Origin of the sequence: Rhizobium sp. P28RR-XV (assembly GCF_012641385.1) — a bacterium.
In the GTDB taxonomy this organism is placed as follows: domain Bacteria; phylum Pseudomonadota; class Alphaproteobacteria; order Rhizobiales; family Rhizobiaceae; genus Rhizobium.
On record NZ_JABAIG010000020.1, the window covers coordinates 1 to 14,466 of the forward strand.

Genomic DNA, 14,466 nt, shown 5'->3' on the forward strand with positions numbered 1-14,466 from the left:
TGGATAAGACGACAAATCGCCTCGCGATTTGCGTCAATGGCGCGGGGTGGAGCAGCCCGGTAGCTCGTCAGGCTCATAACCTGAAGGCCGCAGGTTCAAATCCTGCCCCCGCAACCAAATACAAAAGACTATCAAGACTTTGTCGGCCTCCTTCGGGAGGCCGAAGTCGTTTTTACCCCCGCAGCCCGCAACAAGCCAAAGCAAACCCCAAGGCGCAGAAAAATATTAAGCCGGGAAATAATATAAATACCTCTCTCAAATTCCCCAGGGCTTTCCTAGCGCGCAACAAGCGGCCACTGCGCTCACAACGCTATCTCTTCGCTCCCAAGCTCCCCGTACAAGCGTCGGCTATGGAGACCATCCCCTGCATCTGAGCAGGTCCAACCGCTCTTGCTGGGATGAAGCCATCTCCCATCGCCTCATCCCTCAAAAAGTATGATCGATGGTGACGCGATCGGAGATCGAGTGTGGTCGGCGAGAGGCGCCTCGTGTAGATCCGTGCACGGATGGGCGTTTCAACCATGGGTGAGTCCGAACCTGGCGTGAATTGCTGGATTGATTGTCTAGCACCTATCTCAACCCAGCCCAGCCCAGCCCAGCCCGCCCGATCCTCGATCGATATGAATATCCGAGACCAGATTTGGCTGCTCGACAAAAAGCAGCTGATATCGCGGCGCGCAATGCTGCCGTAATCCCCGCGACGTACCCCTGCCTGCGATCCCTCTCCAGTCGCAAAGGACTTCCTGATGTCTGTTACTCGCATGAAGCGGCGGCCGGCCGGTATTGCCGCGCTCGCAGTTTTGCTGGTCCTGCCGGCCTGCGCCTCGCAAATCATGAAGAGCTATATCGGCGCGCCGATCAGCAGCGTCATGCTCGATTATGGCCCGCCTGATAACGTTTATGATTTGCGCCAGGGTGAGCGCGCCTATCAGTGGCGCAAGCCGAAGACGCAAGTGGTATCAGGTCAATCCAGCGGTGAAGTCAAGGAAACGCGCCGGGGCAAGCGCTACGAAGTCACCGAAACGCCTGGCTATGTCGAGCAGACGGAATGCTTCTATACCTTCTATACCCGAAGCTCCGGGGCCGATTGGTATGTGACCAGCTTCCGCCAGCCCTCGCTCGAGTGCGAATAGATCCCCTGGCTGCCGGACTCCGAGATCTGAAAGGCAGCTCATGAACTTGGCCGTCATTGCTCGGCCTTCTCAGGAAAATTAGGCCAGACGCGGTGGATACGAATGGTTCGATTGCATGCGGATGGGCGTCTGACTGTCATGATTAAGAACGGCGAAGGGACTGATTCGGGGTTTGATCAGTCATCCTTCGCCGCTCCCGTCGGGCATGTCTTGTCTTGAAAAAGGCATGCCGACCTCTGCAAACTTCGCCGGTCAGAAGCGATAGTTCAGGCCGGCTTTGATGACGTGGTCGTGCACATCGCTCTTCGACTTGCCGGTCGATGTCGTCGTAGATACGTCGTTGGTCATGACGTAGTTGTATTCGACCTTAGCCGAGAGCCCGCCACCGAAGCCCTGTTCGATGCCGCCGCCGAAGAGATATCCCTGTTTCCAGCCGCCAGGACTGGAAACGCCCCTGCCGCCCTCGAATTTCGTCATCGTCAGGCCCGCTGTTCCGTAGATGAGGGTACGATCGAAGGTCAGGCCCGCCTTCGCCTTGGCGGCGCCGCGAAAGCGCTCTTCCACCTTGCCGTTTGGTACGCGTATCTCGTTGTTCCCAAGGTAGGAGCCCTCCAGTTCGGCGCCGAGGACACCTGGGCCGACCTGGAAGTTGTAGCCGGTTTGCACGCCACCGGTCAGGCCCTTGCCGCTGGCAAAGGGGCTCAGTTTCGGCGAGGCGATGCCGCCATGCGCGCCGAAATAGGCGCCGCTCCACTGGAAGGCCGACGGGCGGTCATAGGCGGAGGCATCCGGAGCCTGGTAGGTCGTGAAATCGGCGGCGAAGGCATTGGTCGCGGTCGCTAAAGCCAAAGCCGCGAACAGAATCGTTTTTGCGCTGAGAGACATTGATAACTCCATACGAAACCCATGCGCCATCCTCGGCGCCCGCAAGGTCTCTGTTTGCGTTGGAGAACCGGAAACGGTTCCTGCTTCTCTCCGGTGCCGTCCGTCTTGGGAAACGGATTGGCCTCGGGAGATGCAGGTCATTTTGCTCGCGAGAATTGCGGATACATTGCAGATTTTTGAAAGTATCGAAAAATTAGCAAGTATTTTTAGGTGGTTGAGTAGATTTATTTAATTATATTTTAAGGAAGAGAGGTTGCCGTCAGGCTTGGCCGTCGATCGAAATAGTGTTGTCGAAGGCATGAGCAGCGACATTCCCGCATCCATCATGTGCAATCGGATGCATGCGGCGTCCTCAATATTTACTCCGCTGATTTCGACGGGTCATTCTGGATGCATTCCAGCCAGGCGGCGGCGACGGCTGCCGCCAGCGACAGCAGGAAGACGAGGAGGATGCAGGTGGTGCGGAACGAGGTCAGGCCGATCGCGAGACCCGTCAGCATGTATTCCAGCGGCAGAAACAGCAAGACGACCGAATAGCAAAGACCCGTCACATAGGGCCGGCCGTCGCGCGGCGCCTTCATTTGCAGGATCGCAACGAAGGCGGGGGAGAGCCAGCCATTGGCCAGTCCGGCGACGAGACCGGCAAGCATCATCGTCACTGGCGAAATCTCCATCCACAGGATGCCCATCGAGAGCGCCAGGCCGAGGAGAGCCCCGCAAATGACAGAGGCGGGCGTCGGCGTGGCATGGCGCGATGCCAGATGCAGGTTCATCATGATCGTGCCCGTCGCCGACGCCGCGATGAAGAGGCCGAGCCACGCCACCGATTCACCCTGCAGCCGCAAGGCGGCGGGTACGATGAAAATCTGCAGCGTCATGAAGAAGCCGAGCGCCGCGCTTCCCCAAAGCGCGAATGGCAGCGACACGGCCGAATCGCGGAGCCGTTTCCCGGCATTGGCGATATCGCCGAGCCTTGGCGCCGGACGCAGACGGAATCTTGGCAGGCTGAAGGACAGGAGCATCATCGCGATGAAATTGCCGATGACGACCCACCACGCCGCATCCTTCGGGCCGATGACGGCAATGACGAAAGCGCTGGCCGCGGACGCCGTCAGCAGCATGAGGCCGTCGATCATATCGTCGACGGAACTGGCGGCGGCCGACGACAACCTCGAAAGACGGGCAATTTCCGGCGCCTTCGCTTCGGTGGCGACGGTCGCCGGCCCGTCGAGGATCGAGCCGGTGAAGCTCAGAATGAGGAAAGTGCCCGCATGCAGGAAATCCGCCATGTAGAGGATCGCGATCAGCAGCGACGTCAGCATTCCGACCTTGGCGGAGATGAGCGCGGTGTAGCGGATCCCGAGCATCTCGGCGATATAGCCGCCAAAGACCATGCCGATCAGGAGGACGACGCCGTTCACGAAGGCCACCAGCGCCATGAACACCACGCTGCGGGTGAGGTCATACATGATCCAGGGATATAGGACGGTCGCGAAGGCATGGCTGGCGTTCAAGGCGACATTGCTCAATTGAAGCCCGACGAAAGGCCATCGTACGCTGCGTTGAAGTTGTCGAAACACGATTCTTTCCCCGACGATGGTTTGGATCGTCAGGTTCGGGTCTCTGCCTTGCGGTAACATTACACAGGCTGAAATTTCATGGGGACGGCATCGGCAACCGAAACAGTTCGCGTGCCACCCTCGGCGAAGATATGCCTGGGTTCGAAAGGCCTATTCGCAGCGCCGGCCTGTGGCGCGATCGAAGAGATGCAGCGCATTGGCGTCGAAGCCGAGCTTCAAGCTCTGCCCTTCGGCAATGGCGGTGCGTGGCGGCAGGCAGGCCATCAGTCGCTGCGAACCCGCCTGCGCCGTCACGATAAGCTCGGGTCCGGTCAATTCCGCCACTTCGCAAACGGCCTCAAGCTGGCCCCTTTCGTCGAGGTGCAACGTCTCCGGACGGATGCCGACCACCAGCTCATGCCCCTGTTTGATCTCGGCTTCCGTTGACGGCATTGGCAGGGTGATCGAGGTTCCGTCGATGCGGAGTGAACCCTGATCGGCGGTGGCATTCAGCAGGTTCATCGGCGGCGCGCCGACGAAGGTCGCGACATAGAGCGTTGCCGGATGATTGTAGATCTCGTCGGGCGTGCCGAGTTGCTCGATGCGGCCGTCCCGCATCACGGCAATGCGGGTCGCGAGCGTCATCGCCTCGATCTGGTCGTGCGTCACGTAGACGACCGTGGTCTTCAGCATCTGATGAAGGCGCTTCAGTTCGGTGCGCATCTCCATGCGCAGCTTGGCATCGAGGTTCGACAGCGGCTCGTCGAAGAGAAAGACGTCCGGCTTGCGTACCAGCGCCCGGCCGATTGCGACGCGCTGGCGCTGGCCGCCGGAAAGCTGGCTCGGCTTGCGTTCCAGCAGCGGCTCGATCTGCAGCAGTTTCGCCGCCTCGCGCACCGCCTTGTCGCGCACTGCTGCAGGCACTTTGCGCATTTCCAGGCCGAAGCCGATGTTGCGATGGACTGAGAGGTTCGGATAGAGTGCATAGGATTGGAACACCATGGCGATGTCTCGGTCCTTCGGGTGCACGCCGAGCACGGAGCGATCGCCGATGCGGATATCGCCGCTGGTTGCCTCGGCAAGCCCGGCGATGATGTTCAAAAGCGTGGACTTGCCGCAGCCCGACGAGCCGAGCAGCACCAGGAACTCGCCGCTTTCGAGCGAAATATCGATGCCCTTCAGGGTCTCCACTTCGCCATAGCTTTTGCGGATATTCTGGATTTCGAGCGCGCTCATCGAACGGCCTCCTCGGGTGCTTTAGCCGGGCCATAGCTGCGCGGCAGAGTGGAAATGGCGCGGGAAGCGATCGCGGTCCCCGCCGAAAGGCAGGCTGCAGGCGGCTCGCCGCGGGCAAGGGCGGCCAGGAAGCCGGCATTGAAGACATCGCCGGCGCCGATCGTATCGACGACCGTGACCCGCGGCGCTGTGGCCGAAACGAGGGTGCTATCGGCATCGATGGCAAGCGCGCCGTCCGGGCCGCGCTTGACGACGAAGATGGCGCCTTCTGGCATCAGCGCATGAAGCGCGCGTGCCGCCTCGGCCGGATCGTCCATGCCGGCAAGAGTCGTGGTCTCGACCTCGTTCATCAGCGCGATGCCGCAGCGCGACAGCCAACGCCTGACGGAATCACAATTCGCCTGCGTCCAGCCATCGAGCGGCCAGCCCGTATCGAGAGCAACCGTGATCCGGTGCTTGTCGGCCCAGTCGAACAGGGCGTTGTAGTCACGGGCGAGATTCTCGGTGAGGAAAGCTCCGCACAGCAGGGCATAGCCGCCGGCAAGCCTTTTGCTGTCGAGAACCGCAAGCACGTCGTCGAGACTGAAGTGCGGCAAGTGGCCGCGCGTTGTGAAGAAGGTGCGCTCGCCATCGGGATGGGTGATGCCGACCGAGAGCGTCGTGCCCTCCGGTCTGACAGGCCATTTACTGCTGCGAGCGCCGAACGCGTCGCCGAGCCAGCGTCCGAATTGGTCGCTACCGACGTTGGCGGCAATCTCATAATCGATACCCAGCCCCTCCCAGGCGAGCGCGCTGTTGCCCGCCTGGCCGCCGACGCGCAGCTCGTCATGATCGACGATGACCTCGGTGCCGGCTTTCGGCCATGGCGCTGCAGGCCCTAGGATCAGGTCGATATTGACGTTGCCGATGACTGCAAGCGGCTTCATTCATTCGCTCCGCGTGATCTTGGTGGAGCGCACCGGCGTGCCGGCATTCTCCACCCGCTCGTCGGCAAAGGCGATCATCAGCGATTGGGCGACGGGCAGCATCTGGAAGATGGCGGCAAGGCCGGTTTCCGGTTTGAAGCGCAGGGTGACGCAGCCGGGCACCGGCTCTTCTTCGGAACCATCGAAGACGATAACCGGCGCGCCGGTTTCGAGCGCGGAAACGGCCATGGCCGTCACGAGGCCGGCCGTCGCATCATTGCCACGGAAGAGGACGACGCCGATCGAGGGACCGAGCATTTCCATCGGACCATGGCGCAGCTGGCCACCTTCAAGCGAGAAGCAGGGGCGACGGGAAAGTTCGGTGAGGCCGAGCGCCAGTGCCTCAGCGATGCCCTGCAGGCGGCGGCCCGAGGTGACGACCGTCTCGACATCGGCGAGAGCTGAAAGCGCCGGCGCGATATCGAGCGTCTCAGGCGCGCGAAGCACGGCCAAAGCACGGGCGGGATCCTGCCCGAGGGCGGTGAAGATCGCCAAATGCAGTGCGAAGGTTACGGTGAGGCTGCGGGTTGCCGCAAAGGCAAGCTCGGTGCCGCCGGTGCCGACGAGAGAAGGCGCGGTTCTCGCGAGAAAGGAGCTGCCCTCCAGCGTCAGGCCGAAGGTATCGCCAGTGCCGCCCGTCTCGTTGAACCAGCGCAGCACCTCGGCGCTTTCGCCGGATTGCGAGGTCATGAAGATCGTGCGCCCTTCCAGCGACAGCGGCTGACCGAGCTGTTCGGAGAGCGGCAGGGCGATGGCATCGATGCCGCCGGCGCGATAGAGCGGTTCGACAGCCCGGTTGACAGCGTGCGAGCCGCCCATGCCGAGCAGCAGTAACTTGCCGGTGCGCTTCAGCGATGCGGCAGCCTTGGCAGCCATATCGGCGGCGGCTCCGAGGGAGGCAAGCGCATCTGTATGTTGGCGAACCATTTCGCGGTCGATGGCGGCAAGGCCGGCGGGGCGTGTTTTCTCTTTGGTCATGGTCATCCCTTGACGCCGCCATTGGTCAGGCCCGAGATCAGGGCGCGTTGCATGACAAGGCCGATCAGCACCGGCGGCAGGGCGGCCAGCACGCCGGCAGTCGCGATCAGTCCGTAATCCGAGACACGGCCGCCGGCGAGATCCGCTATGGCGACGGTGAGGGTCTTGGCGCGCTGGTCTGACGTGAAGAGCAGCGCATAGAAGAATTCATCCCAGGCAAGCAGGAAGGCGAAGAGCGCCGAGGTGGCCATGACGGGCATGGCAAGCGGCAGTGTGATGATCTTCAGCGTCTGGAACAGCCCGGCGCCGTCGATCATCGCCGCAGCCTCGATCTCCTTCGGAATGGAATCGAAGCCGGATTTCATCAGCCAGGTCGTGAATGGCGCCAGGATCGTCAGATAGACCAGCGCCAAGCCGAAGACGTTGTTGAGCAGGCCGAGATGGGCAAGGCCCATGTAGAGCGGTACGGCGAGCGCCACCGGTGGCAACATATAGGTGGCGATGACCATGGAAAGCGACCATCCCACGGACGGCGTGCGCGATACGGCCCAGCCCGCGGGAATGGCGAGCGCGATCGCGGCGATGGTCGCCATGCCGGCCACTTCGATACTGTTGCGCAACGACGAGGTGAATGCGGCGCCCTCGCTGTTTTCCAGCGTCGACAGCAGCACTTTGTAGCGCGAGAAATCCGCCGTCTGCGGCCACCAGCGCAGCGGCTTGGCAGCAAGATCGGCAGCCGGCGAAATGCTCATGATGAAGAGCCAGGCGATCGGCGCTAGAATCACGACGGCGAGCAGGATGGCGCAGACATAGATGAAGCAGGTGAAAAACGGGCTCTTGCGTTCCATCAGGTGGCACTCCCCGCGGTTTTGCGGACAAGGGCGGCATAGGCGGCGGCAAGCACCGTGACCAGCAGCGTTACGATAAGGGCGAGCGACGCACCCGACCCCGCTCGCTGGAAAGAGAAGGCCTCCTGATAGACGAGGATCGACAACGTGCGCGTGCTGTTGGCCGGGCCGCCGCGGGTCATGACCCAAATGATGTCGAAGACCTTGAAGGCCTCGATGGTGCGCAGCACCAGCGCTACCATAAGCGGTCCTACGAGGTAGGGAAGGATCACAAAACGGAAACGCTTGAAGGGTCCTGCGCCATCGACGAGCGATGCGGCGGTGATATCGCGCGGCACCGCCTGCAGGGCGGCCAGCGCGATCAGCGCCACCAGCGGAAAATTCTTCCAGCAATCGGCGACGATGAGCGCTGTCAGCGCCGTGCCCGGTTCGCCGAGCCAGGAGCGGTAGGCGTCGATAAGGCCGAGCTGGGTGAGTGCTGCGTTGAGTGCACCATATTCGGGATTATAGATCAGCCGCCAGAGCGTCGCGTTGACTACGGTCGGCAGCGCCCAGGGCAGGATCATCAGCGCGCGCAGCACGCCGCGGCCTTTGAAATCCTGGTTCAGAAGCAGCGCGGCGAGGACGCCGAGCACCATTTCGGCGGCGACGGAGACGATCGCAAACCAGGTCGTGGTGATCAGGGTGCGCTGGAAATTGGAGTTCGCCAGCATCTTGGCGTAGTTGTCGATGCCGACGAAATTGCCGCCGGTTCCCACAAGCTTCGCATCGGTGAAAGAAAGGCCGACCGTGTCGACGAGTGGCCAGCCGATCACCGCGATCATCACCACAAGCAACGGCAGCATCAAAAGCCAGGCGCGGGTTGTCATAGAGGTGCCGGACATGGCGGGCCCCTTCTTTCATTCTTCATGGAGGATCAAGAGAGGCGGGCGGCGACTGGCACCGCCCGATAAGGGTATCAGAGACCGCTGTTTTGGGCAGCCGACTTCAGCGCATCTTCGGGCGAAGACTGGCCGAGCAGCGATTCCTGGATCGCCTGCTGAAGTGCTGTCGACAGTTCCTGATATTTCGGCGTCGTCGGACGCGGATACATGGCGGCGAGGCCGACCTTTGCGGCTGCGATCAGTTCTTCCTGACCCTTCGTCACGGCCGGGTCGCTATAGGATGATGCCCAGATCGGCAGGCTGAGCTTGGCATACTGGTTCTGTGTCGCCTGGGAGGTCATGTAGCTGATGTACTTCCAGGCTTCGTCCGGATGCTTGCTGGCAGACGTGATGCCGAGGCCCATCGAGCCGTTGACGGCCGAAGCTTCGCTCTTGCCGGCAACGCCGGGTGCCGGCACGACGCCGACCTTGCCCGCGACCTTGCTGTCCTTCGGGTCGTTTGCCATGTTGTACATGTAGGTCCAGTTTAGCGCGAAGGCGGCATCGCCGTTTTCGAAGACCTTGCGGACGTCCTCCTCCAGGAATTCCTTGGAGTTCGGGTTGGTGAGACCGGACTTGTAGCTGGTGACCATGTATTTCAGGGCATCGAGACCGCCGCCGGTCTGGAAGTCCGGCTTGCCGTCCTTGATGAAGTCGCCCTTGTAGGCACTGACGAGCGTGGCGTAGTCGCAGATCGCGGCCTCGGCCTGCGACCAGCTCCAGGCGATCGGCGTTGCCAGAAGGCCCTTGTCCTTGATGGCCTTGGCCTGCTCGTTGAGCTCGTCCCAGGTCTTCGGCGGCGCCTTGATGCCGGCCTTTTCCAAGATTTCCTTGTTGTAGAACAGGTACTTGGTATCGAGGATCCACGGCATGCCGTAATATTTGCCGTCATACTGGACCGTCGTCCATGCGCCCGGCAGGACATTCTTCTTCGTGTCGTCCGAGATGCGGGAGGACACGTCGACCAGAACCTTGTTGGTTGCGTATTCGGCCGGCCAGATCACGTCGAACAGCACGACGTCATAGCCGCCGCCGGAGCCTTGAGCGAGCACGGTCTTATCGTGCAGGCCTTCATAAGGGACGAATTCGAGATTGACTTTGATGTCCGGATTGGCCTTGGAGAAGGCATCCGTCATGGCGCGCACATCGGCTTCGCTATAGGCGGCCTGCGCCATGAAGAGGGCATTGATCGTGGTTTCGGCAAAGGCATGCGAGGCGAAGGATACGCCGATCAGTGCTGCGCCGAGCAATGTCTTGTTTAATGATTTCAACATTCCATCCTCCAGTTTTTTTGACAGTCACACGATTTTTTTCCAATGGCGGCGGAAGTGTCGCCATCGGCTGTCGAGCAGGCAATTGGCCGGGCCGGCTGCCGAGCATCGATCGGAGCGTCTTCGGAGCCCCTTGGCTCGCTCAAGTTCCCTGATGAAACTCTCTGGTTTCTTTTAAGTCAATTGTCTTGACTAATTTGTTCTTCAATATTCTATTGGTGTCAAGAGGCAAATGCAGATGAACGATAATCGCCCGATTAGGGCCACGAGCGGAACGAACCACGAAGGCACCAGCGCCCATAACCGGCGGGTGATCATCGATGCCCTGCGGCTCAACGGTGCTCTCTCCCGCGCCGATCTCGCCCGCGCCACCCGCCTGACGAAGCAGACGGTCTCCAACATCATGGAGGAGCTGGAAAACGACGGGCTGGTGACCTCTCGGGAAACGGTACGCCGCGGCAGGGGCCAGCCCTCGACACCGTATGGTCTCGTGCCGGAAGGTGCTTTCGCCATCGGCCTGCAGATCGACCGCCACATCACGCGCGCCATCGCCGTCGATCTCGTCGGCAATGTCCTCATCCGCAAGGAAGCGAACTTGCCGGCGGGCGGACCGGCGACGGGCACGCCCGTCGTCCTGAAGCTGATAGAAGACGTGCGTGCCGAGCTCAGGCAGAGCGTGGCGCAGGCGGAGAAGCGCCTCGTCGGCCTCGGCGCGGCGATGCCGGGTCCGTTCGGTATCGAGCAGGATGAGGCCGACAATCCCTGGATGATGGGCGCTTGGCAACGCTTTCCGCTGCTGGAAACGCTATCGGCCGGAACCGGTCTCAATGTCACCCTGCAGAACGACGCCGCAGCCTGCGCGACCGCTGAGCGCATGGTCGGAGCTGCGCATGGGCTCGATCACGCCGTTTGCCTCTATGTCGGCTATGGTATCGGCGCGGGCCTCATTCTCGGCGGCGAGCTCTATAGCGGCGCGCACGGCAATGCCGGCGAAATCGGCATGGCGTTGTTGGGGGCAGGTGGCCGGCTGACCCAGCTGGAGCATCGCGCGTCGCTTGCCTCGCTCTACGATCACCTCGGTGTCGATCCGATGGCGGCGAATATCTATTCGCTAATAGACGCGCGCGCTGCGGCCGATGACCCCGATATTCTCGCTTGGATCGAAAGGGCGGCGGTCGACCTGCGCTGGAGCGTGCAGATCATCGAAACCATCTTCGATCCGCAGACGGTGATTCTGTGCGGCGGCGCACCCCCGGCGCTGGCAACGCGGTTGATCGCCGCCATGCAGCCGCTCCTGCCTTCCAATGCCGATCGTCCCGACCGGTTGCTGCCGCGCCTGCAGCTCGGCATGACCGACCCATGGGCCGTAGCGCGTGGCGCGGCGGTCGAGCCGATCGGCCACGCCTTCGATCCGCGCTTTCAGGCGATCCTGAAATCCTGATATTTAGGAATGCCGTGGACTGGCGCCGAGACGCGCGAGCACCTTATTCGGAATGCCATAGCGCTGGATGACGTCGCGGCCGTTGCGCAGGCCACAGATCTCGCGGTGGATGAACATTCCCCAGACGGCTTCGGCGGCGGCATCAACCAGCCGCTCGTGTTCCACGCCCAGCTTGCCCTTGGCCTCGCCCTCCTGCAATGCGGCAAGCGCTGCCTCGACCTTCATGCCGTGACGGCCGAGCGAACTCGCCCGTTCCGACATCATCTCATATTCGAGGATCCCGAGGCCGGTCTCGTTCGTCTGCGATGGATTGAAGTTGCGCGGCGGGCGAACTGTCATATCGGACTCCGCATGCTGTATGATCTGCCTCTGCTCGATTTTACACAATTCCAGCTCATTTCCCAAGCGTGACCATCTGGCCTGCGTCATCGTGAGGCTGTCCGCGCGAGTTCAGAAATGCCGGGATTTCGCTGCCACTTATCTGTTTTCGGGTGGCTGGAGAACCTCATTTGAGGTCCAATACGCACATCAGCGCTTCTTCAGAGGCAATCACGCCCGATACTATGAGCGCAATTCAAGGAAAGGATATCGGCATGACCAAAGCTCCGAAAAATGCAGAAAACCACTACGTCTATCGGATCGTGAATTCGCCTGTTGGCGCATTGAAGCTCGTTGGCAGCGATGATGGGCTTGCCGCGATCCTCTGGGACAATGATCGGCCGGGCCGCGTGCCACTGCTGATCGTGGCTGAGGATGACAGCCATCCCGTGCTGCTCGAAACCGAACGGCAGCTCCGCGAATATTTCGCCGGCGAACGGCAGTCTTTCGATCTGCCGCTCGACTTTGCCGGAACGGAGTTCCAGCAGAAGGTCTGGCAGGCTCTGCTTGCCATCCCCTTCGGCGAGACGCGAAGCTATAGCCAGATCGCCACCGAGATCGGTTCGGCAAAGGCGATCCGTGCTGTCGGCGCCGCCAACGGCCGCAACCCGATCTCGATCATCGCGCCCTGCCACCGCGTGGTAGGATCAGCAGGCGATCTCAGAGGATTTGCCGGTGGTCTCGAGCGCAAGGCCTATCTCCTGCGGCTCGAAGGGGCTGATACGAAGACATTCGACTTCGCCGCCTGATCTCTCGGCGATGACAGACGGTATACCATGCAAAAGGCCCCTCCGGTTTCCCGGATGGGCCTTTCACTTTGAATCGACTAGCTATCTCAGCCTTCGAGCCACTTCACCTGTTCCGGCGTCAGCTTGATGTCGAGCGCCGAAAGGCTGTCTTCCAGCTCGGCGATCGTGCGCGGGCCGATCAGCGGGATGACCGGGAAGGCCTGCGCGACGACATAGGCGAGCGCGATGTGGATCGGATGGCGGCCGAGCTTCTGCGCCAGTTCGATCGCCCTGTCGCGGCGGCCGAAATTGCGGTCGGAATACCAGACGCGCACCAATTCCTCCTCATCACGCTTGTCGCGGCCGGCGCGATCGGTGAAGAAGCCGCGGCCCTGGCTCGACCAGGCGAAGTTCGGGATCTGCTTGGCATTGAGCCACGCCTTCCACTCGTCGTCGGATGCGGCGACGCATCCGGCCCAGATCGGATCGAGCATCTCCGCCAACGAGAAGTTGTTGGAAAGTGCCGCCGGTGCCGCCTTGCCGTTCTTCTCAGCATAGGCGATCGCCTCATCAAAACGGGCACGCGTCCAGTTCGAACCGCCGAAGATGCCGCGGATGCGGCCAGCCCTTACTTCGGCATCCATGGCATCGACGAATTCGCCGACCGGAATGTCGGTGTTGTCGCGATGCATGAAGTAGATGTCGACATAGTCGGTCTTCAGGCGGTTAAGGGACTGGTCGAGCTGCTTGCGGATCATGTCCGGGTAGCAAAGTGGCGAATGCGCGCCCTTGCCGATAAGCACGATCTCCTCGCGCGGCACGTTGCGGCTGGTGTGCCAGTCGCCGAAGATGCTTTCCGTCTTGCCGCCGCCATAGACATAGGCTGTGTCGAAGGCGTTGCCCCCGGCTTCGTAGAAGGCGTCGAGCGTCAGCGAGGCGGCGGCGAAATTCGGGAAGAACTCGAAGCCGAGCGTGACGAGCGATGCCGGCTTGGAGATGCCCGGAATGCTGCGCCTCGGGATGCTGTTGCCCTTGGTGACGGTCGCGCCGGCAATGTTCTTCGTCCGGCGTGTTGCCTTCTCCACCTCGTATTCGAGGCCGATCGAGGCGCGCCACTGGTCGAGAACCCTAAGATTGCCGATCGAATCCGCCCAGTTGATGCCGGGATAGGCGAATTCCTTTTTGCCGGCACGGATGGCATCGCCGGCCGCATCGACTTCGAAGGAATAGAGCCAGCGCTCTTCCTTGACCTCGATCGTCTGCGTCTCGTCGCCCTTGATCAGTTCGATCTTGCCGACGCCGCCCTTGTGGCCGGATGCGAACCAGAAGTCGGCAACCTCGATCCGGCCTTCCGAGCCGATGATGCGCAGCGTGTTGTCCTGGTTCGCCATGATCGAGCAGGACACTTCGGCGATGATGTCGTTCGGGAACTTCAGCACGGCGGAAGCCCATTCATCGACGCCGGTCTGGCCGAGATGGCCGACGCCCGAGACCTTGTCGGGATCGAGGAACGGCTTGCCGTCGACGGCGCCGGCGATCAGGCGCGCCATCGATACCGGATAGCCGCCGACATCGAGGATGCCGCCGCCGGCCGTTTCATTGGCAAACAGCCGGTGTTCCGGCTTCACCGTGCCCATGTTGAAGCCGAAGGAGGTGCGGATGATGCGCAGATCGCCGATCGCCCCGCTCTTGATGAGTTCTATCAGCTTCGCCGTCTGCGGGTGGACGCGATACATGAAGGCTTCGCCGGCGAAGACGCCGGCCTTCCTGGCTTCGTAATAGATGGCTTCCGCATCGAAAGCCGAGAGTGCGATCGGCTTTTCGACCAGCACATGCTTGCCGGCGCGGATCGCCTTGATCGCCCATTCGGCGTGGCCGGTATGCGGTGTGGCGATATAGACGGCGTCGATCTCCTTGTCGGCGAGCAGGGCTTCATAGCCGTTGACGATGCGCGCGCCTGGGAAACCGTCACTGAGGCCCGGCTTGTCCGGATTGCGGCTGGCGATCGCCACCAGCTTACCGCTGCGGGAATGAGCGATACCATCGGCAAAAGTCTGTGCGATCCTGCCGGGGCCGATAATGCCCCAGCGGATTGAGGTCTCAGTGGTCATGGAACGATCC

At 61.6% G+C, this 14,466-nt stretch carries 13 protein-coding genes and 1 tRNA gene; 4 read left to right on the forward strand and 10 right to left on the reverse strand.

Features of this window, described 5'->3' with window-relative positions; translation table 11 throughout:
- Positions 1–40: 40 nt before the first annotated feature.
- Positions 41–117: transfer RNA gene (locus HGP12_RS30030), tRNA-Met, on the forward strand.
- A 644-nt stretch (positions 118–761) separates the two neighbouring features.
- Positions 762–1,133, forward strand: a complete 372-nt coding sequence (locus tag HGP12_RS30035; RefSeq protein WP_168843509.1) for a hypothetical protein — start codon at positions 762–764, stop codon at positions 1,131–1,133.
- Between the two features lie 252 nt (positions 1,134–1,385).
- Here the strand turns inward: HGP12_RS30035 and HGP12_RS30040 are convergent, their stop codons facing one another.
- The 8 genes from HGP12_RS30040 to HGP12_RS30075 form a co-directional block, all read right to left on the reverse strand.
- The gene (locus HGP12_RS30040) at positions 1,386–2,018 is read right to left on the reverse strand and encodes an outer membrane protein (protein ID WP_168843502.1); all 633 of its coding nucleotides are present in this window, start codon (positions 2,016–2,018) and stop codon (positions 1,386–1,388) included.
- Positions 2,019–2,377: 359 nt separating this feature from the next.
- Positions 2,378–3,598: an MFS transporter gene (locus HGP12_RS30045; RefSeq protein WP_168843501.1), complete on the reverse strand. Its 1,221-nt coding sequence runs from the start codon at positions 3,596–3,598 to the stop codon at positions 2,378–2,380.
- 150 nt (positions 3,599–3,748) lie between these two features.
- Positions 3,749–4,813 carry an ABC transporter ATP-binding protein gene (locus HGP12_RS30050; protein WP_168880066.1) on the reverse strand — a complete coding sequence of 355 codons (1,065 nt, stop codon included), beginning with the start codon at positions 4,811–4,813 and terminating at the stop codon, positions 3,749–3,751.
- Positions 4,810–5,739, reverse strand: coding sequence for a PfkB family carbohydrate kinase (locus tag HGP12_RS30055; protein WP_168843499.1), 930 nt, complete (start codon positions 5,737–5,739; stop codon positions 4,810–4,812). Before HGP12_RS30055 ends, HGP12_RS30050 begins: the two co-directional genes overlap by 4 nt.
- Complete coding sequence (locus tag HGP12_RS30060) at positions 5,740–6,762, reverse strand: SIS domain-containing protein (RefSeq protein ID WP_168843498.1); 1,023 nt, start codon at positions 6,760–6,762, stop codon at positions 5,740–5,742.
- Positions 6,759–7,604, reverse strand: coding sequence for a carbohydrate ABC transporter permease (locus HGP12_RS30065; protein ID WP_168843497.1), 846 nt, complete (start codon positions 7,602–7,604; stop codon positions 6,759–6,761). The genes HGP12_RS30060 and HGP12_RS30065 overlap by 4 nt, the downstream gene beginning before the upstream one ends.
- Entirely contained in the window at positions 7,604–8,488 is an 885-nt protein-coding gene (locus tag HGP12_RS30070; protein ID WP_168843496.1) for a carbohydrate ABC transporter permease, read from the reverse strand. The genes HGP12_RS30065 and HGP12_RS30070 overlap by 1 nt, the downstream gene beginning before the upstream one ends.
- Before the next feature lie 74 nt (positions 8,489–8,562).
- Complete coding sequence (locus HGP12_RS30075; protein WP_168843495.1) at positions 8,563–9,801, reverse strand: extracellular solute-binding protein; 1,239 nt, start codon at positions 9,799–9,801, stop codon at positions 8,563–8,565.
- Between the two features lie 235 nt (positions 9,802–10,036).
- On the opposite strand from HGP12_RS30075, the gene HGP12_RS30080 reads away from it, so the two are divergent.
- Positions 10,037–11,239 (forward strand): ROK family transcriptional regulator, encoded by a 1,203-nt coding sequence (locus HGP12_RS30080; RefSeq protein ID WP_168843494.1) that lies wholly within the window; start codon positions 10,037–10,039, stop codon positions 11,237–11,239.
- A gap of 3 nt (positions 11,240–11,242) precedes the next feature.
- Here HGP12_RS30080 and HGP12_RS30085 read toward each other — a convergent pair whose 3' ends face one another.
- Positions 11,243–11,578 (reverse strand): DUF6665 family protein, encoded by a 336-nt coding sequence (locus tag HGP12_RS30085; protein WP_168880067.1) that lies wholly within the window; start codon positions 11,576–11,578, stop codon positions 11,243–11,245.
- A gap of 254 nt (positions 11,579–11,832) precedes the next feature.
- Here HGP12_RS30085 and HGP12_RS30090 point away from each other — a divergent pair, with 254 nt between their 5' ends.
- Entirely contained in the window at positions 11,833–12,366 is a 534-nt protein-coding gene (locus HGP12_RS30090) for a methylated-DNA--[protein]-cysteine S-methyltransferase (RefSeq protein WP_168880068.1), read from the forward strand.
- An 86-nt stretch (positions 12,367–12,452) separates the two neighbouring features.
- On the opposite strand, the gene HGP12_RS30095 is transcribed toward HGP12_RS30090, so the two are convergent.
- A complete protein-coding gene (locus HGP12_RS30095; RefSeq protein WP_168880069.1) occupies positions 12,453–14,456 on the reverse strand; it encodes an aldo/keto reductase in 2,004 nt (667 codons plus the stop codon).
- Positions 14,457–14,466: the final 10 nt, after the last annotated feature.

Coding starts and splice junctions, on each gene's coding strand:
- HGP12_RS30085 (WP_168880067.1), bottom strand. CDS start 11,578: ATGACAGTTCGCCCGCCGCGCAACTTCAATCCATCGCAGACGAACGAG.
- HGP12_RS30060 (WP_168843498.1), bottom strand. CDS start 6,762: ATGACCATGACCAAAGAGAAAACACGCCCCGCCGGCCTTGCCGCCATC.
- HGP12_RS30055 (WP_168843499.1), bottom strand. CDS start 5,739: ATGAAGCCGCTTGCAGTCATCGGCAACGTCAATATCGACCTGATCCTA.
- HGP12_RS30065 (WP_168843497.1), bottom strand. CDS start 7,604: ATGGAACGCAAGAGCCCGTTTTTCACCTGCTTCATCTATGTCTGCGCC.
- HGP12_RS30035 (WP_168843509.1), top strand. CDS start 762: ATGAAGCGGCGGCCGGCCGGTATTGCCGCGCTCGCAGTTTTGCTGGTC.
- HGP12_RS30050 (WP_168880066.1), bottom strand. CDS start 4,813: ATGAGCGCGCTCGAAATCCAGAATATCCGCAAAAGCTATGGCGAAGTG.
- HGP12_RS30070 (WP_168843496.1), bottom strand. CDS start 8,488: ATGTCCGGCACCTCTATGACAACCCGCGCCTGGCTTTTGATGCTGCCG.
- HGP12_RS30075 (WP_168843495.1), bottom strand. CDS start 9,801: ATGTTGAAATCATTAAACAAGACATTGCTCGGCGCAGCACTGATCGGC.
- HGP12_RS30040 (WP_168843502.1), bottom strand. CDS start 2,018: ATGTCTCTCAGCGCAAAAACGATTCTGTTCGCGGCTTTGGCTTTAGCG.
- HGP12_RS30090 (WP_168880068.1), top strand. CDS start 11,833: ATGACCAAAGCTCCGAAAAATGCAGAAAACCACTACGTCTATCGGATC.
- HGP12_RS30080 (WP_168843494.1), top strand. CDS start 10,037: ATGAACGATAATCGCCCGATTAGGGCCACGAGCGGAACGAACCACGAA.
- HGP12_RS30095 (WP_168880069.1), bottom strand. CDS start 14,456: ATGACCACTGAGACCTCAATCCGCTGGGGCATTATCGGCCCCGGCAGG.